The sequence below is a fragment of the Deinococcus koreensis genome (assembly GCF_002901445.1).
GTDB classification, from domain to species: Bacteria; Deinococcota; Deinococci; order Deinococcales; family Deinococcaceae; genus Deinococcus; species Deinococcus koreensis.
In genome coordinates, this window is sequence record NZ_PPPD01000001.1 from 2,535,053 (window position 1) to 2,558,100 (window position 23,048).

Genomic DNA, 23,048 nt, shown 5'->3' on the forward strand with positions numbered 1-23,048 from the left:
CCAGAGGGCGGTGCGGCGCAGACTCCCGCTAGACTCGGCGCCAGATGCCTCCTGCCCGCGCCGCCCTGCCTGCCTCCCGCCCGCGCTTTCGCCCGTGAATCCCACCCTGAGCGGGCTGCTCTCGGCCATGACCTATGGCGTGGGCGACTTCCTGTCGGGCCTGGCGAGCCGGCGGGATTCGCCGCTGCGGGTGGTGGCCCTGACCCACCCCCTGAGCGCGGCCGTGATGGCCCTGCTGGCCTGGGCGTTCGGGCAGCCGGTGCCGCCCGCCAGCGACCTGGGGTGGGGCGCGGCGGCCGGCGCCGTGGGGCTGGTGGCCGTGCTGGCCTTTTACCGGGCGCTGGCCCTGGGCCCGATGGGCGCCGTCTCGGTGGGCACCGGGGCGCTGTCGGCGGCGGTGCCGGTCGTGGTGGGCGTGCTGGGCGGCGAGATCCTGGGCCTGGGCGGCTGGCTGGGCGCGGCGGGCGTGCTGCTGGGCACCGGGCTGCTGAGCTGGCAGGACGGCGCGCGGCCAGGGCAGAGCGGCGTGCCGCTGGGGCTGCTGGCCGGGCTGGGCTTCGGGCTGTTCTTCGTGCTGCTGGGGCAGGCGCAGGGGGACGGCGTGTTCTGGACACTGGCGGCGGCCCGGCTGGCCAGTTCGCTGATCGTGGTGCCGCTGGCCGCCTGGCGGGTGGGGCTGCGGTCCCGGGCGCCGGGCCTGATCCTGGCCTCGGCGCCGGGCGACACGCTGGGCAACCTCTTCTACCTGTGGGCGGTGCAGGGGGGTGGGCTGGCGGTGGGCGCCCTGCTCACCAGCCTGTACCCGGCCTTCACGACCCTGCTGGCGGTGCTGCTGCTGCGCGAGGGCCTGGGCGCGCGGCAGTGGCTGGGCGTGGTGCTGGCCCTGTCCGGCGCGGCGCTGCTGGCGGGGGGCTAGGAGCTTCCGGGAGCGGCTCAGGTCGAGGCCGGGGACGCCGGGATGGGGGCCGCCAGCTCCCGCTCCCCGTCCGGACGGGCCGGAACGTCGGCCGGCGCCTGGGCCACGAAGCCCGGCTGCGGGCGGCCCAGCAGGTAGCCCTGGGCATACTGGGCCCCCATGGCCCAGCCGTGTTCCAGCATCTCGGGCGTCTCGATGCCCTCCACGATCACCTGGACGCCGGTCTGGCGGGCATAGGCCATGATCGCGGCGAGCACCGCGTTGGCGGTGGAATCGGTCGGGGCGGCCGCCACCACCGAGCGGTCGATCTTGACGAAATCCACCTGCAGCTGGCGCAGCATCTCCAGGCCCGAGTTGCCGGCCCCCACATCGTCGAGGGCCAGCCGAAAACCGGCGGCCCGCAGCTGCCCCGCCTGCGCCAGCACGGAGTTCAGGTGGCCCACGCTGCGCTCGGTGATCTCGATGACGACCTGCCCCTGGCACAGGCCGGCCGCATGAACCGCGTCCAGCAGCCTGGGGGCCAGCGGAGCGTCCTGATCGAGGGTCTGCGGGGAGAGGTTGAGGAACAGCAGCGCGCCGCCGGGCAGGGCGCCGCAGCGCCCCAGGGCGGTCGTCCAGCACAGTTCGTCCAGCGGCATGCTGCGGTTCAGGCGGGCCGCCACGTCGAACAGCTCCTGGGGGCCGTCGAACCCGGCCTTCCTGGGGGGGCGGGCCAGCGCCTCGTAGGCGTGCGGGTGGGCCGCGCCCCGCTGCCAGATCGGCTGGAACGCCACGTCCATCGCCCCGGCGTGCAGGAGCTGCCGGAACGCCTCGACCTGCTCGTGGGGCAGCAGGGTGGCGCGGTCGGCGATCGACTGGAAGGTCACCGTGCGGTCACGGCCGCGGCGTTTGGCCTCGTACAGCGCCTGATCGGCCTGCTGCTGCAGGTCGTCCGGGCTGGCCGTGTCGGCGGCGCTGACCGTGAGCCCGGCGCTGATGGTCAGCAGCTTCTGCGCCTTGAGCACGTCCCGCAGGGCCTCGACCGCCGCCAGCGCCTGCGGGAGGTCGGCCGGCAGCAGCACGGCGAATTCGTCGCCGCCCACGCGGTAGGCCGTGCCCTGGAACAGCCGCGAGAGCGTCTGCCCGAAGCTGGCCAGCACCTGATCGCCGTAGAGGTGCCCATGCCGGTCGTTGATGACCTTGAATTCGTCCAGGTCGAGGCGCACCAGGGAGAACACGTGGCCCTCCGAGCGCGACTGCTGCAGCGCCAGCCCCAGCACCTCCTGAAACGCCCGGTGGTTGCCCAGCGAGGTCAGGCTGTCGGTGGTCGCCTCGGCCTTGAGCCGCCTCATGGTCTCGCGGTTGGCCTGATCGAGCCGGGCCTGGCTGTGCTGCATCAGCCGCCAGAAAAAGGCCAGCACCAGCAGGCCGATGACGAAGACCAGCGGCGTCAGCACCACCAGCTGGTTCTGCAGCCGGGTGAGCTGATCGAGCCGGGCCACCGCGTCCTCGTGGTGGTCGGTGGCCGCCGCCGTGACCTGTTCCTGCAGGGCGTCGAACACCGGGTCGACCAGCTGATGGTCGATCTCCAGGGAACGCTGCAGATCGCCGGCATCGACGGCCGGGAAGAGGCCCGAATAGATGGCGTCCAGATACTGGTCATGTAGCGCCAGCAGCGGGTCGATGCGGTCGTGCGTGGACGCGGGGTCGTTGGCGCGGATCGCCCGGAGGCTGGTCACCACGTCGGCAGCGGCCTGGCTGTGGCGGGCGCGGATGCCCGGCCCGGGTTCCAGGCGGTACTTGCGCTCCAGCGATTCCTCGGCCCCCACCCAGTAGCGCGCCGTCTGGAAGAGGTCGCTCTGCCGGACACTGTGCTCCGTCTGGGTGGTCATGATGCGGGTCTCGACAGCGGTGATCACGGCGAAAAAGGTCAATCCGAGGAAGGTCAGCAGCAGCACGAAGCTGGCGCGGCCCTGGGTGGCCGACAGGAACGAGGGAAGGTAGGTCACGGGGGGGTCAGCCTTCAGGCGCAGCTCCTGCCAGCGGGGAAATTCGGATGACCTGAGGGGCATACCCGACGTTAGGGCGGCGGGGCTTACGGTCTTCCCACCCGCCGCCTGCCTGTTCGTGAGGTATCTCACACCAGTCACCTTCATGAAGGCTCGGCCAGCATGGGCACGGGCTTAGCCCATGGCTCCTGCCCTCTCCCCCTGGTCAGTCGCGGCGGCGACCTCACCCGCCCTGTCCACACCTGCGCCGGGCAGCCAGCGCTCCAGCCAGTTCAGGTACTCGTGCAGGCGGGTCAGGCGGCGATCCGGCCGCCCCGAGCGCGAGAGTTCGTGATCCTCGCCGGGAAAGCGCACGAAGCGGGTGGGGACGCCGTGCAGCGTCAGCGCGGCGTACCACTGCTCGGCCTGCTCGACGGGGCAGCGGTGATCCAGCGCCGAATGCACGATCAGGGTGGGGGTCTTCACGTCCTCCACGTACTGCAGCGGGCTCATGTCCCACAGCCGCAGGGCGTCGGCGCGGCGATGGAAGTTCAGGCCCAGTTCGTCGTCCCAGAAGCGCAGCCCGATGTCCGAGGTGCCTCCGAAGGAGATCAGGTTGCAGATGCCGCGATCCGTGATGGCCGCCTGGAAACGCCCGGTGTGGGCCGTGATCCAGTTCGTCATGTAGCCGCCGTAGCTGCCGCCCATGACCGCCGTGCGGCCCGGATCCAGCCGGGGCTGGGTCTCCAGGCAGCGGTCGAAGAAGGCCAGCAGGTCGGCCATGTCCACCGTGCCCCAGCGGCCGTGGATGTCGTCCACCCAGGCCTGCCCGTAGCCCACCGAGCCGCGCGGGTTGCTGTAACACACCCCGTACCCGCGCGCCGCCATCAGCTGGAACTCGTGCATGAAGGCGTGGCCGTAATCGGTGTGCGGCCCGCCGTGGATGCTCAGCAGGGCGGGCACCGGCTGGTCGCCGCCAGGCAGCAGCACCCAGCCCTCGCCTTCGCCCAGGCCGGTGTCGAAGCCCACCCGCGCGGGCGTGCGGGCCGGAAAGGGCAGCGCCTCATGCAGCGTGGTGACCTGCGCGCCGCCGAGTTCGACCTCCGGGAAACGGTCGGCGCGCTCGCGGATCAGGGCGATGCCGGCCGCGTTCGCCGTGAAGGCGGAAATCACGCCGTCGGGTCGGTGGTCGTGCGGCGTGACCGGCCCGTCCAGGCTGGCCCGGAACAGCCCCGAGCTGCCGCGCACGGTGGCCGCGAACAGCAGCGTCCGGTCGTCCAGCCAGACCGGGCGCTCGGGCATGGCGCCCACGTGGCAGTCGCCGCCCACCAGATTCCCCACCGGGACGTCGTGGCCGGCGTCCAGGCGGCGCGGCTCCCCCTGCGGGCCGAGCAGATACAGATGGCTGTACTCGGTGTTGCCCTGGCCCTCCGGGCGGCCCACCACGGCGAAGCGCTCGCCGTCCGGATGCGGGACGACCGACGTGATGGCCGAGTTCCAGCGGGTGAGCTGTTCGGGCGGCCCCTCCAGCGCCAGGCGGAAGACCTCCTGCTGCCACTGCGAGGCCCGCCGGTCGTTCAGGGAACTCACGAACAGCACGCCGCGGCTGTCGGGCAGCCACGCGAAGGTGCTCACGCCCACGGCGGGCGCGTGCCACTCGCTCAGGTCGCCGCGCTGCAGGTCGTATCTCCACAGCCGGGCGGGGGTTTCGGGCAGCCAGTCCAGGCCGTTGAAGCGGTAGCGCGGGCGGGTGATCACGCGGGCCTCGCCGCGTTCGTCGCGCTTGTCCTGGTCGTCGCCCAGGCTCAGGAAGGCCAGGAAGCGGCCGTCGGGGCTCCACTGCACGTCCTGCACGGGATTGCGCAGGGTGGTGATCCGCCGGGCCTCGCCGCCGCCCAGCGGCAGGAGGTGAAGCTGCCCCCTGCGCTCCTGGCCGCCCGCGGGCGTGCTGTCGCGCACGAAGGCCAGCGTATGGCCGTCTGGCGACCAGCGGGGGGCACCGTCGCGCGCCGCGCCGGTCGTGAAGGCCCGCGCCCCCTCGCCGTCCGAGAGCCAGATGTGCGAGCGGTAGCGCGGACGGGCGAAGTCCGCGTCCGGCGCGAGCGGGTCTTCCTCCTCGATGCGCGAGAGCACGAAGGCCACCCGCCGTCCATCCGGGCTGATCTGGGGATCGGACGGAAAGGCCAGCGCCAGCAGGCTCTCCGGGCCCGGGGTGGCGGCGCTGCCGGGCCGAGCAGCGGCGGGGTGGGCAGTCTGGGCGGTCATGGCCCCAGTCAATCACGGCCTGGGGCGAACCTCACAGCGGTCTTGTGGGACGGCCGGCGGCCACCCCAGGAATCAGCGGTGGCGAGGACGGAGACGGGTGAGGCTGCGGTATTGGCGGTGCCCGTTTCTCCCCATGCTCCGCCTGATCGGAACTGGAACGGAAGGTCGACAGGCCGGGAAACGATGGTTCCCATGCAGGCAGGGGGTGAGCCTTGCCCCCCACGGTCTTCGATGCCCGTCAGGCGTGGGCCGGGGGGTCGGAGGACGATCAGAGCCCGGCGGTGCGCCCATCGAGTGGCCGCCACCCGCTGATCGGCGGTTCTCCGCTCCAGCCACGACCTCGACAGGTTCATTGATGATCACTCGCTCAAGTTCAGGAGCCGTTTTCTGACCATTTCCTGATCGCGCCGGATTAGGCTGTGAGGTACCGGTCTGTCTGGCCTGCTTCCTGGGCCTGCGTCCCTCGCTTCTGCGGAGGCTCTTTGCGCGCTTCCGGTACTGTTCCCGTCTCCGACCATCCCCGAGCTGACTGAGGAGGTCTGCATGCAAGAACTGTCCTGCACCTGGGTTCCCGGCACCACCAACGTCGTCCGGCTGCGGTTCGGCGGCCGCACCATCGAAATGACCAGCACCCGCCTGACGCGCATTTTCGGGCCCAAGGCCCTGGGCGACCTGTACCTTAAGGGCCGCGCCGTGCTGCGCGCCGATCAGCATCAGGTCGCGCTGCTCACCTGAGCCCGTCACTTAAGCCCGACTGTCCCGGCCCACATCCGAGCCTCCACCCTCCGGCCTGACCCGTGCCGGGCGGTGGGGGCTCGGCGGCTGTGGCCTCCCGGAGGCCCCCCGCCCTGAGCCTCCGGAAGCCCTCAGCCGTGCGGGATAGCATGTCATCCATGCTCCACGATCCGAACGCCGGGCCTGACCTGAACGCCATGCTCACCGACCTGCAGACCCTGGTCGAGATCGAATCTCCGTCCAGCGATCCGGGCGCCGTGGCCCGCGTGATGGAACTGGTGGAGGGCTGGGCCCGTGGCCTGGGCGCCGTGACCCGCGCCCTGCCGGGTGGCACACGAATTTTCAACTTCGGCGTGGACAGCGCGGGGCTGGCGAGTTCCGGTCTGGCAAGTTCCAGTCTGGCGGGCGCCGGGGCCGGCACCGCTCCGGGCCACCGCCCGCTCCTGATCCTCATGCACGCCGATACGGTCTGGCCCGTGGGCACGCTGGCGCAGATGCCCTGGCGCCTGGAGGGAGAGCGCGTGTACGGCCCCGGCACCTACGACATGAAGGGCGGCATCGTGGGCACCTTCCACGCGCTGCGGGCGCTGCGCCGGGAAACGGGCGGGGCACAGGGCGGCCAGTGGCCGGCGGGCGGCATCCAGATCCTGCTCTCGCCGGACGAGGAGGTGGGCAGCCCCAGCAGCCGCGCCCACATCGAGGCCGCCGCCTCGGGCGCCCGCGCGGCGCTGGTCGTGGAGCCGCCGGTGGCCGACAGCCACGCCCTGAAGACCGGCCGCAAGGGCACCGGCGGCTACTGGCTGAGCCTGCGCGGGATCGCCAGCCACGCCGGCAACCGGCCTGCCGACGGCGCGAGCGCCATCACCGCCGCCGCCGAGGCCGTGCTGGCCATCCAGGCCCTGGCGCGCCCCGAGGTGGGCACCACCATCAGCGCCGGGGTCATCCACGGCGGCAGCGCCATGAACGTGGTGCCCGAGGCCTGCAGCGTGGAGTTCGATGTGCGCGTGACCCACCTGGCCGAGGCCGAGCGCGTGGACGCCGGGGTGCGGGCCTGGAGACCCACGGACACCCGCGTGCGCGCGGAACTGACCGGGGGGCTGAACCGCCCGCCCTTCGAACAGGGCCCGGACACCCTGCGCCTGTACGAGCAGGCCCGCGCCCGTGCCCAGGCCCTGGGCTTCGAGCTGGGCCACGAGGTCGTGGGCGGCGGCTCCGACGGCAACTTCACGGCGCCCATCACGCCCACGCTGGACGGCCTGGGCGCCCCCGGCGACGGCGCGCACGCGGCGCACGAACACATCCGGCTCGATCGCTGGCCGGGTCACGTGCGGCTGCTGACCCGCCTGCTCCGGGAACTCTGAGGGCCGCCGCCCTGCCACAGCTGTCCAGCCGTCCACCCGGGCGACCGCGCCCAGATCCCTGTCCACCGTCCGGAGGCTCCATGTTCAACCTGTTCCGCAAGAAAGCGCCCGCCAACCCCTATGTCCGCCAGGACGACGCCCAGACCTTCCGCGTGCGCGTGAGAACCCGCCCGCACGGCGACGTGGTCGAGTTCCGCTTCACCAAGAGCGCACACATCGGCGTGGACGACGACGGCAACCACATCTTCCGCAAGCCGGTGGTCTCGTCCGGGCACTTCGACAAGGGCGAGCTGACCGTGCGCTTCGACTCGCGCTACACCGTGACCGGCACCGAGGGCGAGAACGTGGACTTCATCCCGGTGAGCGAGTGGGAGGACTGACCCAGGCCGGGCGGCAGCGGTTCAGTTCAGCCCGACCTCGTAGAAGGTCTCCTCGGTGATGCGTTCGGGGAACTTGCGGATGAAGTCGACCGTGCTCAGCGCCTGGGTGCGGTGGCAGGCGATGGCCTGCAGCTTGCGGGAGATCAGGGCGCTCACGTCGCGCCGGGTGTTAGGCGGCAGCCAGATGGCGCGCAGTTCCTCGTTCTCGGGCGCCGCGTCGGAGGCGTAGTACCACAGCCGGGGGCGCTCCCCTGCGGGCAGGCCGTCCCAGGCGGCCTTCACCGCGCGGTGGGTGGTCACGTGATCCGGGTGGCCGTTGCTGCCGTTGGGCGGGAAGCTCAGCACGATTTCGGGTCGCAGGCGGGTCATGGCCTCGCGGGCGACCTCGATGAGCGTCTCCAGCGGCTGATCCTTGAGCGCCTTGTCGGGAAAGTGGTGGTGCTCGAAGACGCTGCCGCGCTGCAGCGCCTCCGGCCGGGTCAGACCGATCACCTCCAGCGCGGCGGCGAGTTCCACCTCGCGCATCCGGGCCAGCTCCTGGGGCGTGTCGCACAGGCCCAGGGTGCGCCCGGCCTCGCCGCGCGTCAGGGTGACCAGGCCGCAGGGCTCGCCGGCCGCCAGGTGGGTCATCAGCGTGCCCGAGGCGCCGTAGACCTCGTCGTCGGGGTGGGGCACGATCAGCAGCAGCTTCAGGGGGGGGGTGGCAGCGCTCATTCCCCGAGGATAAGCCCACTGGCCGATGCGCCACTGACCCCGGCGAGGCACCATGGCGTCATGACCACACCTTCCTCCACGCTGCTCTCCACCCTGCGTGAACCCCGCCTCCCGGACGACTATGGGGAGATGGCGGCGGTGCTGAATGCCAGCCGCCCCGACTGGCCCACGACCCCGGAGGATCTGGCCCGCGAGGATCAGATCCACGACCCCGCGATGTTCCGCACCCGGCTCGTGGCCGAGCAGGGCGGGCGGGTCGTGGCGGTCGCCGGCTTCGGCCACGACAGCCACTCCTATGAGGACTGGCGCTACTGGGGCGGCATCAACGTGCATCCGGACGCCCGTGGGCAGGGCATCGGCACGGCGCTCTACAGCGAACTGCTGCGGCAGGCGGCCGAACGCGGTGCCCGCGAACTGCGGACGGGCAGCAGCGACCAGCCCCACGACGCCGTGGGCCGCGCCTTTCTGGAGCGGCGCGGCTGGAGCGTGGCCTGGGAGCGCTACGAGTCGCAGCTCAGCACCGCCGACCTCGACCTGGGCACCTTCGACGAGCTGTTCAGGCAGGTGGAGGAAAGCGGCGTGCGCCTCATCTCCCTGACGGAGCTGGAGGGAGATCCGGAGCGCGACCGGCAGCTCTGGGAACTGGACTCCCTGCTGTTCGAGGACGTCCCGCTGGGCACGCCGTTCACGAAGAAGGCCCTGGAGCAGTGGGTGAAAGAGGAGATGGACGACCCGCATCTGGCCAAGGAGCTGTCGTTCGTGGCCGTGCGTCCCGGGCTGCGAGACCCGCTGCTGGGCGACTATATCGGCTACTCCACGCTGGGCCGCGCCCCCGACGGCACCTACTACATCGGCATGACCGGTGTGCGGCGGGAAGACCGCGGCAGGGGCATCGCCAAGGCCCTCAAGGTCGCGGCCATGCGGGCGCTGCACGCGGCGGGCGGCGGCGTGATCAAGACCTTCAACGACCCGCCCAACGTGGCCATGCTGGGCATGAACGCCGCGCTGGGCTTCCGGCGCACGGCCACCCGCTACCGCTACGAGCTGCGGCTGGACGGGCTGAAGCTGGGCGGGCTGGCGTGAGCGCGCCGACCCTCACCCTCCGGGGGGCGACCGATGCCGACGTCCCGGCCCTGGCGCGGGTCATGAGCGCCGTGAACCCGAACCATCCCTGGACGCCCGATTCGCTGGCGCACGAACTCCAGAGGCTGCGCGAGCACCCGCTGGGCCTGCACACCGCTCAGTGGGTGGCCGAGGACGGGGGCAGGGTCGTGGGCATGGCGGCGGCGCTGCAGTTCGCCGGGATGTACCACCCGGATCGCTACCACGCCGAGCTGATGGTGCTGCCGGAGGCCGGGCGGCGCGGGGTGGGCACGCGCCTCGCCGGGGTGGTGGAGGCCCATCTGCGCGCCCGCGGCGCCCGCGAGGTGCTGGCCGGGGCCTACGAGGATCAGCCGCACGCGCTGGCCTTCCTGGCACGCCGGGGGTTCAGCGAGGCCATGCGCTTTTTCGACAACGTGCTGGACGTGGACTCCTTCGACCCCGCGCCCTGGGCCGCCCACGAGGCGCTGCCGGACGGCCTGCGCGCCTTGAGTCTGGCCGAACTGGAAGCCGAAGTTGGCCAGGACAGCGCCCGGCGCGCCTATCACGCCGCCTTCGTGGAGGCCCGCCTGGACGTTCCGCGCACCGGCGCGGCCTCGGAGGTCACCTTCGGGGATTTCCAGACGCGCCTCTCGCACCCGCTGGCCGATCCGCACGGCATCCTGCTGGCCGTGACGGCACAGGGCGAGGTCGCCGCGCTCTCGGAACTGGAGCGTGCCGAGGACGATTCGGGGCGCCTGAACACCGGCCTGACCGGCACGCGCCGGGCGTGGCGGCGCCGGGGGCTGGCGCTGGCGCTCAAGCTGCGGGCCATCCGTCTGGCGCGCCAGCGGGGCATCCGCGAGATCTGGACGGGCAACGCCACGACCAACGTGCCCATGCTGGCGATCAACGACCGGCTCGGCTTCCGGCCCCGGCAGGCCTTCGTCGAGATGAAATGGGGCGGCGTGTGATTCAGGTGCGGCCAGTGGGGGAGGGCGAGTGGGACGTCGCCGCGCAGGTCTACACGGCCGCCTGCCCGCACGACCCGCAGAGCGGCATCGATCTGCGCAAACGCGACGCCGAGCAGCGCGGCTGGAGCTACCGCGCGGCCACCCTGGTCGCCGTGGACGGCTCGCAGGTGGTGGGCACGGCCAGCTTCTACCAGAACCCCGGCGCGTACCACCCGAACCGCTACAGCCTGGAACTCGCCGTGCGGCCCGCCCACCAGGGGCAGGGGGCGGGCGGGGCGCTCTGGACGGCGCTGGAGACCCGTCTGCGGGCCCTGGGGGCCGAGTCGGTGCGGGGGCTGGCCCGCGAGGATCACCCGCTCGCGCCCGGCTTTCTGGAGCGGCGCGGTTTCATGCCGGGCAAACGCTTCTTCTACAGCGCCCTGGACGTGACGGCCTTCGACCACTCGCGCATCGCGCCGGGTCTGGAGGCGCTGGCGGCCCAGGGGGTGCGGATCGTGAGCCTCGCGGAGCTGCGCGCGGCCGGGGAGCCCGAGCTGAGCGCACGGCTGCACGCCCTGATGAGCGACGTGCGCCAGGACGTGCCCCGCTCCGAGCCCGCCACGCCCCTGAGCTTTCAGGTCTTTGGAGAAGCCGTGCTGGGCGACCCGGGCCTGCTGCCGGAGGCGTATCTGGTCGCGGTGCATGACGGCCGGTTCATCGGCCAGACGGCGCTGTTCCGCACCGAGGCCAGCCCGGAGCTGCTGACCGGCCTGACGGGGGTCACGCGGGCGTGGCGCGGCCGGGGCGTGGCCACGGGTCTGAAGCTCGCGGCGATCCGGGCGGCACATCGGCTGGGCGCGCCCCTCATCCGCACCGACAACGCCAGCGACAACGCGCCCATGCTGGCGATCAACGGCCGCCTGGGCTTCGTGCGTGATCCGGGCAGTATCGACTACCAGCGGAGCTTCTGATGCTGCTCAGCATCGACTGGGACGCCTTCTCCGGCACGCGGGAGCTGGTCTTCGACGCGCCGATCTGGGGCACGCGCGACCGCGAGCCCGACCGCCTGGAGGCCTGGTGGAAACGGGTGCTCAGGCGGGGTGGCGCCGCCTGGGCCGCGCTCGACGAGGATTATCCGCTCTACCCCGGCTGGGAGGAGCTGGAGCGCTACGCCGGGGTGCCGGCCTTCGTGACCCTCAGCCACGCCGACGCCTGGACGTGGCTGGAAGCCTTTCCCGGCCAGGACGTGCTGAACCTCGATTCGCACCATGACCTCGCCAGTTTCAGCGGCGACCCCCGGCGCCTGCGCCCTGGCAACTGGGCCGGGCTGGCGCTGGAGGCGGGGCTGATGGGCCGTTACACGGGCCTGTATCCCCAGTGGCACGAGCACCTGCCGGTCGCGGAGGGCTACGACCTGGCGCGCACCGGGGCCGAACTCGCTCCCCTGCTGCCCCCGGAGGTGCCCGCGCGGGTCACCCTGCGGCGGCAGACCGGCCCCACGGACGGCTGGCCCGACCCGGCCGAGGTCGGCAGCCTGCTGCTGGTGCAGTCGCCCGCCTGGACGAGCCCGGCCCACGACCCGGCGCTGCAGCGGCTGGCCCGGCGGCTCAGGTGTACCCCTATCGTCCCCCCGCTGCAGCGGCCCACCCCCTGTACGCCGCCGCGTTCATCCACCTACAATGAGGGACATTCCACTTTTCCGGCCCCCCCTCCCGAGGAGACCCTGACTTGACCAGCCACAGCGAACCCCACGGCCAGCCCGTCGCCTTTCAGGTGGGAGTCTTCGCGCTGGTGCAGCACCAGGGAACCTACCTGATCGTCCGCCACCCCCGGCCGCTGCTGCCGGGCGGCGGCCACAGCCTGCCGGGGCTGCTGATCGACGTGCCGGTGGGCAACAACATTATCGAGATGCACCTGCGCCGCGCGCTGCTCTCGCAGGTAGGCATCGCGGTCAGCGATCTGCGGCTGGTCGGCTCGCACGCGGGCCGGGGCGTGCAGTCCGGCGAGGGCGAGGCGAGACTGAACCTGATCTTCGGCACCCAGTACTGCTCGGGCATCCTGAACCCGCAGCCCGACAAGGTGATCAGCGCCGAGTGGCTGCCCCAGCACGAATTCGGCGAGTACAGCGGCGCCCCCGAGTGGCTGCAGTCCGCGATCCGCGAGTTCGAGACCGTGATCGTGCCGCCCGGCGCCCGTCCGCCCGGCGCCGCCAGGACGTCGTTCTTCAGCCGCCGCCGCCAGCCCTGAGGGCACAGGCTTTCAGCGCCACTGCCTGAGAGTCGGGGCAACCGCAGGGTGGCAAGCTCTGGCCTTGGTGCCTGGTCTGTGGGCGACCCCTCTGCTCCGCAGCAGTTCCCCTGACAAGGGAGCCAAGAAGCATGGGCGATCCTTCCCTTTCCCTGCCTCCCCTTGAGGGGAGGTGGCCTGAGAGGCCGGAGGGGTTCACGTGGCGTCACCAGCCTGACCACCTCACTGACAGCGCGGTCGCCCTGCCTGAAGCCCCTGCCCTCCTGAACGGGGCCGGTCTGCTACCCTCGGGGGCGGCCCGCGACCTGTGCTGTCGCTCCGGCCTGGAGGCACTGTCATGACCCACTCCCCCGCACTGGGCCGCCCCGCCCCGCTGCCCCTGCTGCTCATCTCGCTGTATGCGCTGAGCATCCTGCTCGCCAACCTCACGCTCAACAGCTTCCTGCCGCTGCCGCTGTACGGCCTGCTCAGCATCGGCACGATCTTCTTCGCGGCCGTCTTCACGCTGCGCGACCGCATCCACCGGGCGGGCGGCCTCAGGGCCGTGTATATCGCCATCGCGGCCGCGCTGCTCGTGAACCTGCTCGTCACGCTGGTCACCGGCACGCCCTGGCGCTTCATCGGGGCGTCGTTCCTGGCGATCCTGGTGGGCGAGCTGGCCGATACCGCCGTGTACCAGCGCCTGATCGAGCGCTCGTGGTGGACACGGGTGCTGGCCAGCAACGCCGTGAGCGTGCCGCTCGACTCGGTGCTGTTCAACCTGCTGGCCTTCTGGGGCGACATGCCGAACTCGCAGATCGCCCAGATCGTCTATGCCGACATCCTGGCCAAGTACCTGATCGCCGCCCTCTTCGCCGTCCGCGTGATGAAGCGGGTGCGGGCGGCGGCCTAAGCAGCGCTGGGCTGAGGTAGGCGCGGACGATCGGTAGACACCTCTGCGTAAATACGACGTGGAGTGACGGCAATCCCCGCTAGGCTCCGGCGGATGGCTGAACTCCTGCTCTTCCACCACGCCCAAGGTCAGACCGCCGGTTTCCTCGCCTTCGCCGACGACCTGCGCCGCGCCGGACACGTGGTGCACACGCCCGACCTCTACGGTGGACGAAGCTTCGACACCCTCGAAGCGGGGATCGCCCACGCCAGAGAACTCGGGTTCGGCACCCTCTTGGAGAACGGCGTGCGAGCGGCCGACGGGCTGTCTCCCGAGCTGGTCTACGCCGGGTTCTCGCTGGGGGCCATGCCAGCCCAGAAGCTGGCCCAGACGCGCCCTGGGGCGCGAGGGGCGCTGCTCTTCCACGGCTGTGTGCCCGTCTCGGAATTCGGAGACCGGTGGCCGGCGGACGTCCCCGTTCAGATTCATGCCATGCAGGGCGACCCCTTCTTCGAGGAGGATCAGGAGGCAGCCCAGGCGCTGGTAGACGAAGCGGCACAGGCGGAACTGTTCCTGTATCCAGGAGATCAGCACCTCTTCACGGATCGCGGCCTCCCGGCCCACGACGAGGGGGCCGCCTCGCTGCTCCTGCAGCGTGTGCTGGCTTTTTTGACCCCGCGCTGAATACACCGAACTTCGACACTCGGCGGCGCCCCCTGCTTCAGCCCTCCTCCCCCTCCTCCTCGTCCAGTTCGACGGTCACGGTCGACCAGCGGGCGGGGAGGTTCAGGCGCAGCACACCGTCCTCGTAGGCGAAGGAGGCCGCGCCCTGCACCTGGCGGGTGTGCTCCAGGCCCACGATCTGCAGGGTCTCGCGGGGCTCGGCCTGACCGGGCAGGGAGCCGGCGGCGCCCTCCGACTCCCGCCGGATGGTCAGCACCCTGCCCTGGCGTTCGCCCATCAGGCGGGTCAGGCGGCCGCGCGCCGGGCCGTCGCCGTCGTCCTCGTAGAGCTGCCCGACAAAGCCCTCCGGGCCGGCGTGCGCCAGCCACGACAGCCTCTCCCAGCGGGCGGTGGTCGTGTGGAGCGCGGCCTCGGTCATGGGCACGGCGTGGCCGGCTTTCAGGTACAGGGGCAGGGTGTCCAGGGGCGCCTCGGCCAGCACGTGGGCGCCGCCCGCTTCCAGGCGTCCGAACTGGGCGAGGTTGAAGGCGGGCGCCCAGCGGCCCTGGGGCAGGTAGACCAGCCGCCGGCGGTGCCCGGCGCGCAGGATCGGCGCCACCAGCAGGCCCTCGCCCAGCAGGTACGCGCTGTCTTCCTGCACGGCGTTCTCGTCGGCCGGATGGTGCAGGGCCAGCGGGCGCAGGATCGGCAGGCCGCTGCGGGTGGCCGTGTGGGCCAGCGTGTACAGGTAGGGCAGCAGGCGGTAGCGCAGTTCCAGCGCCGCGCGGATCACGCCCAGGTAGGGCTCGCCGAAGCGCCACGGCTCCTGATCCGCCGTGCCCAGCGCCGAGTGGTTGCGCAGGAAGGCGTAGCCCACCGCCGCCTGATACCAGCGCGCCAGCAGCTCCCCGGTGGAGTCCTCGGCGAAGCCCCCCACGTCGGCGCCCACGAAGGGCACGCCGCTCAGGCCCAGCCCCCCGATCATGGGCAGGCTGAGGGCCAGATGCGACCAGTTGGACGTGTTGTCGCCCGTCCAGACCGCCGCGTGGCGCTGGATACCCGCGGAGCCGGCCCGCGTGAGGATCCAGGGGCGGATGCCGGGGCTGAACTTGGCGTAGCCCAGGCGGCTGGCCTCGCTCATGGGGTTGGCGTAGGCGTTGTGCACCTCCAGGTGGAGCCGCGTGCCGTGGCGGGCGTCGTAGGGCAGGGTCTTGCCCTCGGTCTCGCGGGGGGCTTTCAGGCTGAACGAGGCCGGCTCGTTCATGTCGTTCCACTGGCCCTGGATGCCCAGGTCGGCGAACAGCCGGTGGCGCCCGGCCCACCAGGTCACGACCTCGGGGCGCGTGAAATCGGGGAAGACCGCCGGGTCGGGCCAGACCTCGCCCACCAGCACGTCCCCGCGCGCCGTGCGCACCAGATGGTCGCCCCTGACGGCCTCCTCGTAGACGTCGTAGCCGGCCTCGACCTTGATGCCGGGGTCGATGATCGGCACCAGTTTCACGCCCTCTGCGGCGGCTTCCTTGACAAACGCCCGCATGTCCGGGAAATTCGAGCGGTTCACGGTCCAGACCTTGAAAGCGTCCATGTAGTCGATGTCCACGTATACCGAGTCCAGTGGCAGGTCACGCTCGCGGTAGCCCTGGATCACCCCGCGCAGGTCGCCTTCGGTGCGGTAGCCCCAGCGGCTCTGCGCGGCGCCCAGCGCCCACAGCGGCGGCATCGGCGCGTACCCGGTCAGTTCGGCGTAGCGGCGCAGCACGTCTGCCGGGCGCGGCCCCGAGAGCACGTACACGTCGAGTTCCGGCCCCGCCGAGGCCAGGCGCAGCTCCCCGGGGTGGCTGCGGGCCACGTCCGCCTCCATACGCCAGGTCTCGTCGATGAAGATGCCGTGCGCCAGCCCGCCGTGCAGCACGGTGGTAAAGGGGATAGAGACGTACAGCGGGTCGGTCTCGGTGTGGTGGGGAAAACAGTCGGTGTTCCAGAAGGTGAGGTGCTGGCCGCGCTTGTCGAGCGGCCCCACCTTCTCGCCGAAGCCCAGGAAGGCCGCGCCCTCCGGGGCGTCCAGACTCAGGCGCGTGCGGCGCAGCGCGAAGCGTTCGGCGTCCAGCGGGGGGCGGGGGGCCGGCGCCTCGCCGCTCCAGGCCCGCGCCGACACCAGCACCCGCGCCGCCGATCCGCTGCCTGGGCCGTTGCCGGTGCTCACCTGCCACTCGCCGCTCATGCGGTTCAGCTCCAGCGACAGCCCGCCGCCCACCACGCTCAGGGTCGTGTCGGCCTCCTGCACGCTCAGGGGCAGGGGAGCGCCCAGATCCGGCCGCACGGCAAAGGAGCGTTTGGCGCCCAGCCGGGGAAAACTCAGGCTGCTGGCGCGGGCCTCCGGGGCCAGCCGCAGGCGCAGCACGCCCGGCAGGGGGGCGCTGACCGCCAGCGCATCGGTCTCGCCCCAGAGCAGCACTTCGCTGGCCTGCCCGGCAGCCGGCCCAGTCGCCGGCCCAGCACCGGCCGCCCCGGCCCCCTGGTTCTCCCCCTGGCGACCGCCCTGGAACGCCGCCAGCCCCCCCACCACGTAATCTGAGAATCGCATGTTGGCTCAGCGTACTGCCCTGGCCTGCGCCCTGTGCCTCACGAGGCCAGGAATTCCACCTGCACGCCGCTGGAGTCGGCCACCAGCCGCGCCTCGCGGAGCTGCGACTGGGCGGCCGAGCGCAGGGCACGCTCGGGCCTCTGCCACAGCGCCTGGGCCACGCGGCTGGCCCGGCGCACCGTCAGCGCCTCGCCGGGCTGCGCCAGCCCCACCGCCGCCATCAGGGCCTGGGCGCTGGGCGGCACCTCGGAATGCAGGTCCAGGGGAATGAGCGCGGTGACCCGCTCGCCGGAGCGGCGCAGGCTGACCCGCGCCTGCGTCCAGCCGCTGCGGTGCTCGATCAGCACGTCCGAGCGCTCGACCAGGGCGCCCAGACCACTTGCGCCCAGACTACTTGCGCCCAGTCCATTGGTGCCCAGTCCATTCAGGCCCAGCCCCCTGATGCCCCGCCGCGCCTCGTTCGCCAGGTCGTGCGCCGTGAGCATGTGGCGGCGGGTGCGGGGCGCGTAGCCCACCCGCAGGGCCACCCCACGCTGCTGGGCCTCGTCCATGACCTCGCGGGCGGCCTCGTGCAGCATCGCCGGCCCGCGCCCGCGTCCCACCGCCGCGATCACGGCCTCGTTGTCGGTATACACGTGCAGGGTCTCGTCCGGGGGGGCCAGCCGCACGGCCTCCAGCACCGCGCGCACCTCGGCCAGGTTGTTGTCCGGCGCCTCCAGTTGCCCCTGGAAGCGCGACGGCAGGTTCCCCGGCGTGATCAGCACTAGCCCCCAGCCGCCCACACCTGAACTGTCTGGCAATTCGTGCCAGCTCGCATCCACGAATGCGTGATTCACGCTCCACCTCCGGGCCATTCAGGCCCTGCTCTCCTTAAAGCGTGATGTCCAGCCGCTTTTCCAGCACCGATCTGGCCTTCTGGTGCAGGCTGCGCGGATCGAAGTCCCCGCGCTCCAGCGCCTGCAGCAGTTCCACGCTCAGCCCGGCCTCGGCGGCCAGCGTCTCCAGCCCGATCCCCAGCAGCTGACGCCGGGCCCGCACCACTGCTGCTGCCGGAAAAGGCGCCGATTCCATACCCCAGGATGCCACGCCGCCGCGCGCTGGAATGCGATACTCCCCGCATGGACGTGCTCAAGCTCTATCAGGAAGCCGGCGCCTACCACGAGGGCCACTTTCTGCTCGCCAGCGGGCGCCACAGCCCCAAGTTCCTGCAGAGCACCACGCTGCTCCAGCATCCCCGGCTGACCGAACAGGTCGGGGCGGCCCTGGCGCAGCGCCTCACGGAGCGCGGCGTCCAGCCGGACTTCGTGATCGGCCCGGCGATGGGCGGCGTGGTGCTGGCCTACGAGGTCGCCCGCTCCCTGAACACCCGCGCCATCTTCGCCGAGAAAGACGGCCAGGGCGGCATGAAGATCCGGGAAGCTTTCAGCATCCGCGAGGGCGAGACCTTCGTGGCCGTCGAGGACGTGCTCACCACCGGGGGCAGCGTGCTCAAGGCGGTGCTGGCGGCCGAGCGGGCGGGCGGGCAGTGTGCGGGGATCGCCTGCATCGTCGACCGGCGCCAGCAGGTGGGGAACCTCAGCGGCTATCCGCTGATCTCCCTGACCCGGCTGGTCTTCGAGACCTACCTGCCGGACGAGGTGCCCGAGTGGCTGGCGGCGATTCCCCTGCAGGAGATCTGAGAACAGTTCCGATTGCCCTCCGTTCTGTCTTCGGAATCCGTCCGACCGAAGGGACTCGCAGAGCGGCGCAGGAGAGGGATACCCTGTGCTCTCCTGGGTGTTCCGGAATGGAGCGGAAGCCGGATGAGACGGGCAGAGTCAGGCGCCGGCTAATGGCAGGAGGCCGGAAGCTCCTCTGAACCCGGCTGAGCACCCGGCTGCGCTTCGAGCGCCCGCCCGCCGACCCAGGGCACCACCGCCTCGGCGGGCATCGGGCGGCCCAGCAGAAAGCCCTGCACCTGCTCGCAGCCCAGCGTCTGCATCGAGCGCAGCTGTTCCGGGGTCTCGACGCCCTCGGCCACCACGCCGAGCTTCAGGGCGCGGGCCAGCGCCACCATCGCCTGCACCATCTGGCCGGTGCCGGTGTCGTCCAGGGTCTGCACGAAGGAGCGGTCGATCTTGACGCCGCTCAGGGGCAGGCGCAGCAGGTAGCTCAGCGCTGTCTGGCCGGCCCCCAGGTCGTCGATCCAGACCTCCACGCCGCAGGCCCTGAGAGCCTTCATCTTGTGCTGCGCGCCGGAGAGGTCACGCACGATCAGCCGCTCGGTCAGCTCCAGCGTCAGCGCGGCCGGCGAGACCCCGTGGCGTTCCAGGGTGGCCGTCAGGTCGTCGACGAAGGTGGCCTGCTCGAACTGCAGCGGCGAGACGTTGACACTGACCCGGAAGGACTCGTGGCCGGCGTCGTGCCAGCCGCGCAGCTGCCGGCAGGCCTCCTCCAGCACCCAGTGGCCCAGCGGCACGATCAGCCCGCTGCTCTCGGCAGCCGGAATGAAGCGGTCGGGCTCGACTGGCCCCAGTTCCGCGTCTGTCCAGCGCAGCAGCGCCTCGAAGGTGCTGGACTCCGCGCCGCCCAGGGTTACCACCGGCTGGTAGTGCAGGCGGAAGGCGCCCGAGTCCAGAGCCCGGCGCAGCCGGCGCTCCAGCTGGGCCTGCTCCTGCGCGGCCCCGTGCATGGCGGAAGCGAAGAAGCGCACCTCGTTCTTGCCGGCCTGTTTGGCGCAGTACATGGCCAGATCGGCGTGTTTGAGCAGGCTGGAGCCGTCCTGGCCGTCGGCGGGCCAGAGGCTCACGCCCACCGAGGTTCGCACGTGCAGTTCCTGGCCCGCGATCTCGAAGGGGTCGTGGAAGGCCTTCAGGATGCGCTCCGAAATCACCTGGGCATCGGCTTCCTGGGCCAGCGGGGAGGTGACCACCACGAATTCGTCGCCGCCCAGCCGCGCCACCAGATCGTTCGGGCGCAGCGTGTAGCGGAGCCGCTGCCCGACCTGGATCAGCAGCTCGTCGCCGACCCCGTGCCCCAGGGTGTCATTGACCAGCTTGAAGCCGTCGAGATCCAGCAGCAGCACCGCGAAGGGGCTGGCCGCGCGCTGAAGGGCGCCCTCCAGCTGCGCCTCGAAGGCCGCGCGGTTGGGCAGCCCGGTCAGGGGGTCGTGCTGGGCCTGGTGCAGCAGGCGCTGTTCCAGCCGTTTATAGGCGGTCACGTCGCGCTGCACCAGCACCATCCGCGAGGGCCGCTGCCGACCGTCGCGGATGCCGTTGATCCGGAGTTCCACGACCCGCTCCGACTGGCCGGCGTCGCCCGGCAGGCTGAGCTGGCGCACGAAGGTGCCGCCGCTGTCCAGCGCCCGGCCCAGCTCCTGTTGCCAGGCCGGGTCGATCTGGCCCGCGAAGCGGCTCAGCGCCGGTGCCCCTAAGGCTTGCCCGGACTCCTGCAGGAAACTGGAGTTGGCGAAGTGCAGCCGGGGGCCCTCCTCCAGCAGCCCGAGATCCGTGATGGCGATGCCGTCGGTGGTGCTGTGAACCGCGACCTCCAGACTGCGGAGCCGGATCAGCAGCTTGCGGAGGCCCCCGCTCGCCACAGCTCCCAGCAGGCTCAGCAGCGCACCCATCAGCGCGCTGGCGAGGTCGCCCACCGTGAGATCCGTCAGGGGTCGCCAGAGGGCGAACGTCAGCTGATGGACGATGATCGTGCCGACCGCCACGAACAGGCCGGCGCGCGTTCCGAGTAAGAAGGCCCACGCCGGCACCCACAGCAGGGAGATCATGGCCACCGATTGCGTCAGCAGCGGAAAGAGCGCCAGCATCATCACCTGATACAGGGCGGTGAGCGGCAGGGTGTACAGGAAGTCTTTTCGCCATGACCTGGCCGAGGGAGTGAAGATGAAGTTCAGCATTACGGGGGGCCTCCGGAAGAACCACACCGTAGGCCGGGGGCGCTGACACGGGTCTCACACGGCCGGGCGCACGGACACCTTGGGGAATGCCCTCCTGAATGCAGAATTTTTCATGGCTCCAGCCTCATCGACCTCCGGCGTGGCCGTCTGCCCACGAGATGCCGGGTCAGGGTGGACGGCGTCCCAGTGAACCGGGTGGGCCGCCAGGTCGGTCAGGCCCAGGCTTAGGCCAGCCTTTACCCAACTCCTCCGGAGTTCATCTGCGCCGGTTGAGACATCGGCGCAAGAGTTCGGGACGGAAGGGAGGACGGCGGGGCGGTGGCGAGGGGCCGTCAGATCGATGAGAGTGGCCCGGCGAGCAGCGCAGTCGAGCGGGTCTGTTGCTGCGACCCGGACAGACGAGGGCGGCACCGGTGGCCTCTGCTCCCGGTGCCGTGATGGGGTGGCTCGCCCCTTCCGGGCAGGGCGTTACTCGGCCACGTCCTCCGCCCACAGCGCCCGCATCTCCTCGCTGCGTTCCAGCAGCTCGTCCAGCGTGCCCGTGTCTACGACCTTGCCGCCCTGCATCAGCAGGATCTTGTCTGCCCGGGTCAGGGCGGCGCGGCGGTGGCTGACCACCAGACAGGTGGCGTCCAGTTCGCTGAACAGGCCGTCCCACAGCTGGGCCTCGGTGCGGGCGTCCAGGGCACTGCTCACGTCGTCGAAGACCAGCAGGTCGGCGTCGCGGGCGAGCATCCGGGCCACCGCCGTGCGCTGCACCTGCCCGCCCGACAGCTTCACGCCGCGCGCCCCGACCGGGGTGTCCAGGCCCTGCGGGAGCTGCCCCAGGTCGCTGTCCAGCACCGCCAGGCGCACGGCCCGCTCCAGGCGGTCTTCGCGGCTGCCGCTCAGCACGTTCTCGCGCAGGGTGTCGCTGAACAGGCCCGGCAGCTGCGCGGTGTAGGCGCTGCGGGGCGGCACGAAGAAGGTGGCGGGGTCGCCCACCGGCTGGCCGTTCCAGCGCACCTCGCCGCCCTGGGCCGGAATCAGGCCCAGCAGGGCGCGCAGCAGGGTGCTCTTGCCGCTGCCGATGCGCCCGGTCACGACCACGAATTCGCCGCGCCGCACGCTGAAGCTGGCGTCCTGTACGCCCAGACCGCTCTCATGGGTGGCGGTGAGCCCCTCCACGCGCAGTTCGTCGAGCGGCAGCCTGGGGGGCGCGGCCGCCGGCGCCGCCGGTTCGCCGCTCAGGAACAGGTCGTGATGCTCGACGATCCGGCTGTCCGGCGCGTCCTGCAGCAGGCGGGTCATGCGGTCGTAGCTGACCCCGGTGCGGCGGTGGCGGGCGATGGCGTCGCCGAAGAAGCCCATCGAGCCGGTCAGGCGCGGCAGCAGCCCGATGAACAGCACGAAGTCGGCGATATCCAGCGCCCCGCCGCGCACCTTGGTGGCGCCCAGCAGCAGCACCAGCCCCACGGCGATATTCACCATGTTGGCGTTCACGCCGCGGATCAGCTCGGTGAGCAGCACGTCGCGCAGGGCGGCGTGGCGGCGGGTCTCGCCCAGGCTTCTGAGGTGCGCGACCATGGAGTCCTCGCGGGCGGCCAGCTTCACGGCGCTCACGGCCCCGAAGGTCTCGCCCACGAAGTCGGTCACGCGGGCGGTCGCCTCGCGCATCCGGCGGCGGTACGAGCGGATGGTGGGGGAGAGCCGCTGCACGAAGGCCACCATCAGCAGCAGGGGCGCGCACACCAGCAGGGTGATCCAGGGGTCGACCCGCGCCATCAGCGTGATCGCCACCAGCGAGTACAGCACGAAGCCGGCGCCGTCCACCCAGACCTCGGTGTAGCCGGCCACGTCGTCCACATCGTCGCGGAAGCGGCTGACCGCCTCGGCGGGGGTGTCGGGCAGGCGGCGCGAGCCCGGCGCGGTGAGCAGGTAGCCCATCAGGTTGCGGCGCACCAGCGCGTCCAGCGTGTACCACAGCTCGATCCAGGCGCGGAAGCCGCCGTAGAAGATGCCGATGCGGCTGACCCGCACGAAGGCGAACCAGCCGACCGCGACCCACGCAGCGGCGATGGCGGGGTCGAGCGCCTGCCCGCCCGTCTTCAGCGCCTCGGCATTCTCCAGCGAGCGGAACACCCCGCTGATCGCCAGGGTCAGCAGCGCCGGCGAGGCGTGGATCATGCTCCACATCAGCAGGTTGAAGGCGAACAGGCCGGGCTTGTACACGAACAGCCGCTTCGAGAGCGCGAAGGTGCGGTCGGAAGCAGTTTTGGATGGGGTGGGGGAAGTGGTCGTCATGTGGAACTCCGGATACTTTTCCCTCTCTCCCTCTGGGAGAGGGTCGGGGTGAGTCGTAGACCTGCGGAGGAGAGGGGGCGTGTGACCATCGACCCCGCCATCAAGTCCCCTGGCCTATGGGTGGGGGGCCCATCCGA

20 protein-coding genes are annotated in these 23,048 nt (G+C 71.5%); 12 read left to right on the forward strand and 8 right to left on the reverse strand.

Annotated elements, in window-relative coordinates; genetic code table 11:
• The first annotated feature begins 94 nt into the window (after positions 1-94).
• On the forward strand, positions 95-916 hold the full coding sequence (locus CVO96_RS11945) for a DMT family transporter (protein ID WP_243398327.1): 822 nt from the start codon (positions 95-97) through the stop codon (positions 914-916).
• Between the two features lie 17 nt (positions 917-933).
• Here CVO96_RS11945 and CVO96_RS11950 read toward each other — a convergent pair whose 3' ends face one another.
• Together CVO96_RS11950 and CVO96_RS11955 are read right to left on the reverse strand one after the other, a co-directional pair.
• Positions 934-2,904, reverse strand: a complete 1,971-nt coding sequence (locus CVO96_RS11950) for a bifunctional diguanylate cyclase/phosphodiesterase (RefSeq protein WP_165795285.1) — start codon at positions 2,902-2,904, stop codon at positions 934-936.
• Positions 2,905-3,078: 174 nt separating this feature from the next.
• Positions 3,079-5,148, reverse strand: a complete 2,070-nt coding sequence (locus tag CVO96_RS11955) for a S9 family peptidase (protein ID WP_103312426.1) — start codon at positions 5,146-5,148, stop codon at positions 3,079-3,081.
• 543 nt (positions 5,149-5,691) lie between these two features.
• Between CVO96_RS11955 and CVO96_RS11960 the strand changes: the two genes are divergently transcribed.
• From CVO96_RS11960 to CVO96_RS11970, 3 genes are all read left to right on the forward strand, one after another.
• Positions 5,692-5,883 (forward strand): hypothetical protein, encoded by a 192-nt coding sequence (locus tag CVO96_RS11960; protein ID WP_103312427.1) that lies wholly within the window; start codon positions 5,692-5,694, stop codon positions 5,881-5,883.
• Between the two features lie 158 nt (positions 5,884-6,041).
• Complete coding sequence (locus CVO96_RS11965) at positions 6,042-7,244, forward strand: M20 family metallopeptidase (protein ID WP_243398330.1); 1,203 nt, start codon at positions 6,042-6,044, stop codon at positions 7,242-7,244.
• Positions 7,245-7,324: 80 nt separating this feature from the next.
• Positions 7,325-7,624 carry a hypothetical protein gene (locus CVO96_RS11970; RefSeq protein WP_103312428.1) on the forward strand — a complete coding sequence of 100 codons (300 nt, stop codon included), beginning with the start codon at positions 7,325-7,327 and terminating at the stop codon, positions 7,622-7,624.
• Positions 7,625-7,645: 21 nt separating this feature from the next.
• Here CVO96_RS11970 and CVO96_RS11975 read toward each other — a convergent pair whose 3' ends face one another.
• A complete protein-coding gene (locus CVO96_RS11975) occupies positions 7,646-8,338 on the reverse strand; it encodes a PIG-L deacetylase family protein (protein WP_103312429.1) in 693 nt (230 codons plus the stop codon).
• 60 nt (positions 8,339-8,398) lie between these two features.
• Here CVO96_RS11975 and CVO96_RS11980 point away from each other — a divergent pair, with 60 nt between their 5' ends.
• The 7 genes from CVO96_RS11980 (at position 8,399) to CVO96_RS12010 (ending at position 14,173) form a co-directional block, all read left to right on the forward strand.
• A complete protein-coding gene (locus tag CVO96_RS11980) occupies positions 8,399-9,421 on the forward strand; it encodes a GNAT family N-acetyltransferase (RefSeq protein WP_103312430.1) in 1,023 nt (340 codons plus the stop codon).
• Positions 9,418-10,392, forward strand: coding sequence for a GNAT family N-acetyltransferase (locus CVO96_RS11985; RefSeq protein WP_243398331.1), 975 nt, complete (start codon positions 9,418-9,420; stop codon positions 10,390-10,392). Before CVO96_RS11980 ends, CVO96_RS11985 begins: the two co-directional genes overlap by 4 nt.
• Positions 10,389-11,342 carry a GNAT family N-acetyltransferase gene (locus tag CVO96_RS11990; RefSeq protein WP_243398332.1) on the forward strand — a complete coding sequence of 318 codons (954 nt, stop codon included), beginning with the start codon at positions 10,389-10,391 and terminating at the stop codon, positions 11,340-11,342. The genes CVO96_RS11985 and CVO96_RS11990 overlap by 4 nt, the downstream gene beginning before the upstream one ends.
• Complete coding sequence (locus tag CVO96_RS11995; protein ID WP_243398333.1) at positions 11,342-12,103, forward strand: arginase; 762 nt, start codon at positions 11,342-11,344, stop codon at positions 12,101-12,103. The genes CVO96_RS11990 and CVO96_RS11995 overlap by 1 nt, the downstream gene beginning before the upstream one ends.
• Positions 12,100-12,618, forward strand: a complete 519-nt coding sequence (locus tag CVO96_RS12000; RefSeq protein ID WP_207795307.1) for an NUDIX hydrolase — start codon at positions 12,100-12,102, stop codon at positions 12,616-12,618. Before CVO96_RS11995 ends, CVO96_RS12000 begins: the two co-directional genes overlap by 4 nt.
• A gap of 337 nt (positions 12,619-12,955) precedes the next feature.
• Positions 12,956-13,510: a VUT family protein gene (locus tag CVO96_RS12005; RefSeq protein ID WP_103312432.1), complete on the forward strand. Its 555-nt coding sequence runs from the start codon at positions 12,956-12,958 to the stop codon at positions 13,508-13,510.
• Positions 13,511-13,573: 63 nt separating this feature from the next.
• A complete protein-coding gene (locus CVO96_RS12010; protein ID WP_103312433.1) occupies positions 13,574-14,173 on the forward strand; it encodes a dienelactone hydrolase family protein in 600 nt (199 codons plus the stop codon).
• Positions 14,174-14,210: 37 nt separating this feature from the next.
• Here the strand turns inward: CVO96_RS12010 and CVO96_RS12015 are convergent, their stop codons facing one another.
• Genes CVO96_RS12015 through CVO96_RS12025 form a run of 3 tightly spaced genes read right to left on the reverse strand, consistent with a single transcriptional unit; the run spans position 14,211 to position 17,807 of the window.
• Complete coding sequence (locus tag CVO96_RS12015) at positions 14,211-16,736, reverse strand: glycoside hydrolase family 31 protein (RefSeq protein ID WP_103312434.1); 2,526 nt, start codon at positions 16,734-16,736, stop codon at positions 14,211-14,213.
• Positions 16,737-16,774: 38 nt separating this feature from the next.
• Entirely contained in the window at positions 16,775-17,572 is a 798-nt protein-coding gene (locus CVO96_RS12020) for a ribonuclease H family protein (RefSeq protein WP_103312435.1), read from the reverse strand.
• A gap of 34 nt (positions 17,573-17,606) precedes the next feature.
• A complete protein-coding gene (locus CVO96_RS12025) occupies positions 17,607-17,807 on the reverse strand; it encodes a helix-turn-helix domain-containing protein (protein WP_103312436.1) in 201 nt (66 codons plus the stop codon).
• A 47-nt stretch (positions 17,808-17,854) separates the two neighbouring features.
• Between CVO96_RS12025 and pyrE the strand changes: the two genes are divergently transcribed.
• Positions 17,855-18,415, forward strand: a complete 561-nt coding sequence (gene pyrE, locus CVO96_RS12030; RefSeq protein ID WP_103312437.1) for an orotate phosphoribosyltransferase — start codon at positions 17,855-17,857, stop codon at positions 18,413-18,415.
• Positions 18,416-18,564: 149 nt separating this feature from the next.
• Here the strand turns inward: pyrE and CVO96_RS12035 are convergent, their stop codons facing one another.
• A complete protein-coding gene (locus tag CVO96_RS12035; RefSeq protein WP_103312438.1) occupies positions 18,565-20,628 on the reverse strand; it encodes a putative bifunctional diguanylate cyclase/phosphodiesterase in 2,064 nt (687 codons plus the stop codon).
• 468 nt (positions 20,629-21,096) lie between these two features.
• A complete protein-coding gene (locus CVO96_RS12040) occupies positions 21,097-22,911 on the reverse strand; it encodes an ABC transporter ATP-binding protein (RefSeq protein ID WP_103312439.1) in 1,815 nt (604 codons plus the stop codon).
• Positions 22,912-23,048: the final 137 nt, after the last annotated feature.

Excerpts from the sequence above, each read along its gene's own strand:
- CVO96_RS11965 (WP_243398330.1), top strand. The coding sequence starts at position 6,042 with ATGCTCCACGATCCGAACGCCGGGCCTGACCTGAACGCCATGCTCACC.
- pyrE (WP_103312437.1), top strand. The coding sequence starts at position 17,855 with ATGGACGTGCTCAAGCTCTATCAGGAAGCCGGCGCCTACCACGAGGGC.
- CVO96_RS12035 (WP_103312438.1), bottom strand. The coding sequence starts at position 20,628 with ATGCTGAACTTCATCTTCACTCCCTCGGCCAGGTCATGGCGAAAAGAC.
- CVO96_RS11975 (WP_103312429.1), bottom strand. The coding sequence starts at position 8,338 with ATGAGCGCTGCCACCCCCCCCCTGAAGCTGCTGCTGATCGTGCCCCAC.
- CVO96_RS11955 (WP_103312426.1), bottom strand. The coding sequence starts at position 5,148 with ATGACCGCCCAGACTGCCCACCCCGCCGCTGCTCGGCCCGGCAGCGCC.
- CVO96_RS11970 (WP_103312428.1), top strand. The coding sequence starts at position 7,325 with ATGTTCAACCTGTTCCGCAAGAAAGCGCCCGCCAACCCCTATGTCCGC.
- CVO96_RS12015 (WP_103312434.1), bottom strand. The coding sequence starts at position 16,736 with ATGCGATTCTCAGATTACGTGGTGGGGGGGCTGGCGGCGTTCCAGGGC.
- CVO96_RS11960 (WP_103312427.1), top strand. The coding sequence starts at position 5,692 with ATGCAAGAACTGTCCTGCACCTGGGTTCCCGGCACCACCAACGTCGTC.
- CVO96_RS11980 (WP_103312430.1), top strand. The coding sequence starts at position 8,399 with ATGACCACACCTTCCTCCACGCTGCTCTCCACCCTGCGTGAACCCCGC.
- CVO96_RS11995 (WP_243398333.1), top strand. The coding sequence starts at position 11,342 with ATGCTGCTCAGCATCGACTGGGACGCCTTCTCCGGCACGCGGGAGCTG.
- CVO96_RS12025 (WP_103312436.1), bottom strand. The coding sequence starts at position 17,807 with ATGGAATCGGCGCCTTTTCCGGCAGCAGCAGTGGTGCGGGCCCGGCGT.
- CVO96_RS12005 (WP_103312432.1), top strand. The coding sequence starts at position 12,956 with ATGACCCACTCCCCCGCACTGGGCCGCCCCGCCCCGCTGCCCCTGCTG.
- CVO96_RS12040 (WP_103312439.1), bottom strand. The coding sequence starts at position 22,911 with ATGACGACCACTTCCCCCACCCCATCCAAAACTGCTTCCGACCGCACC.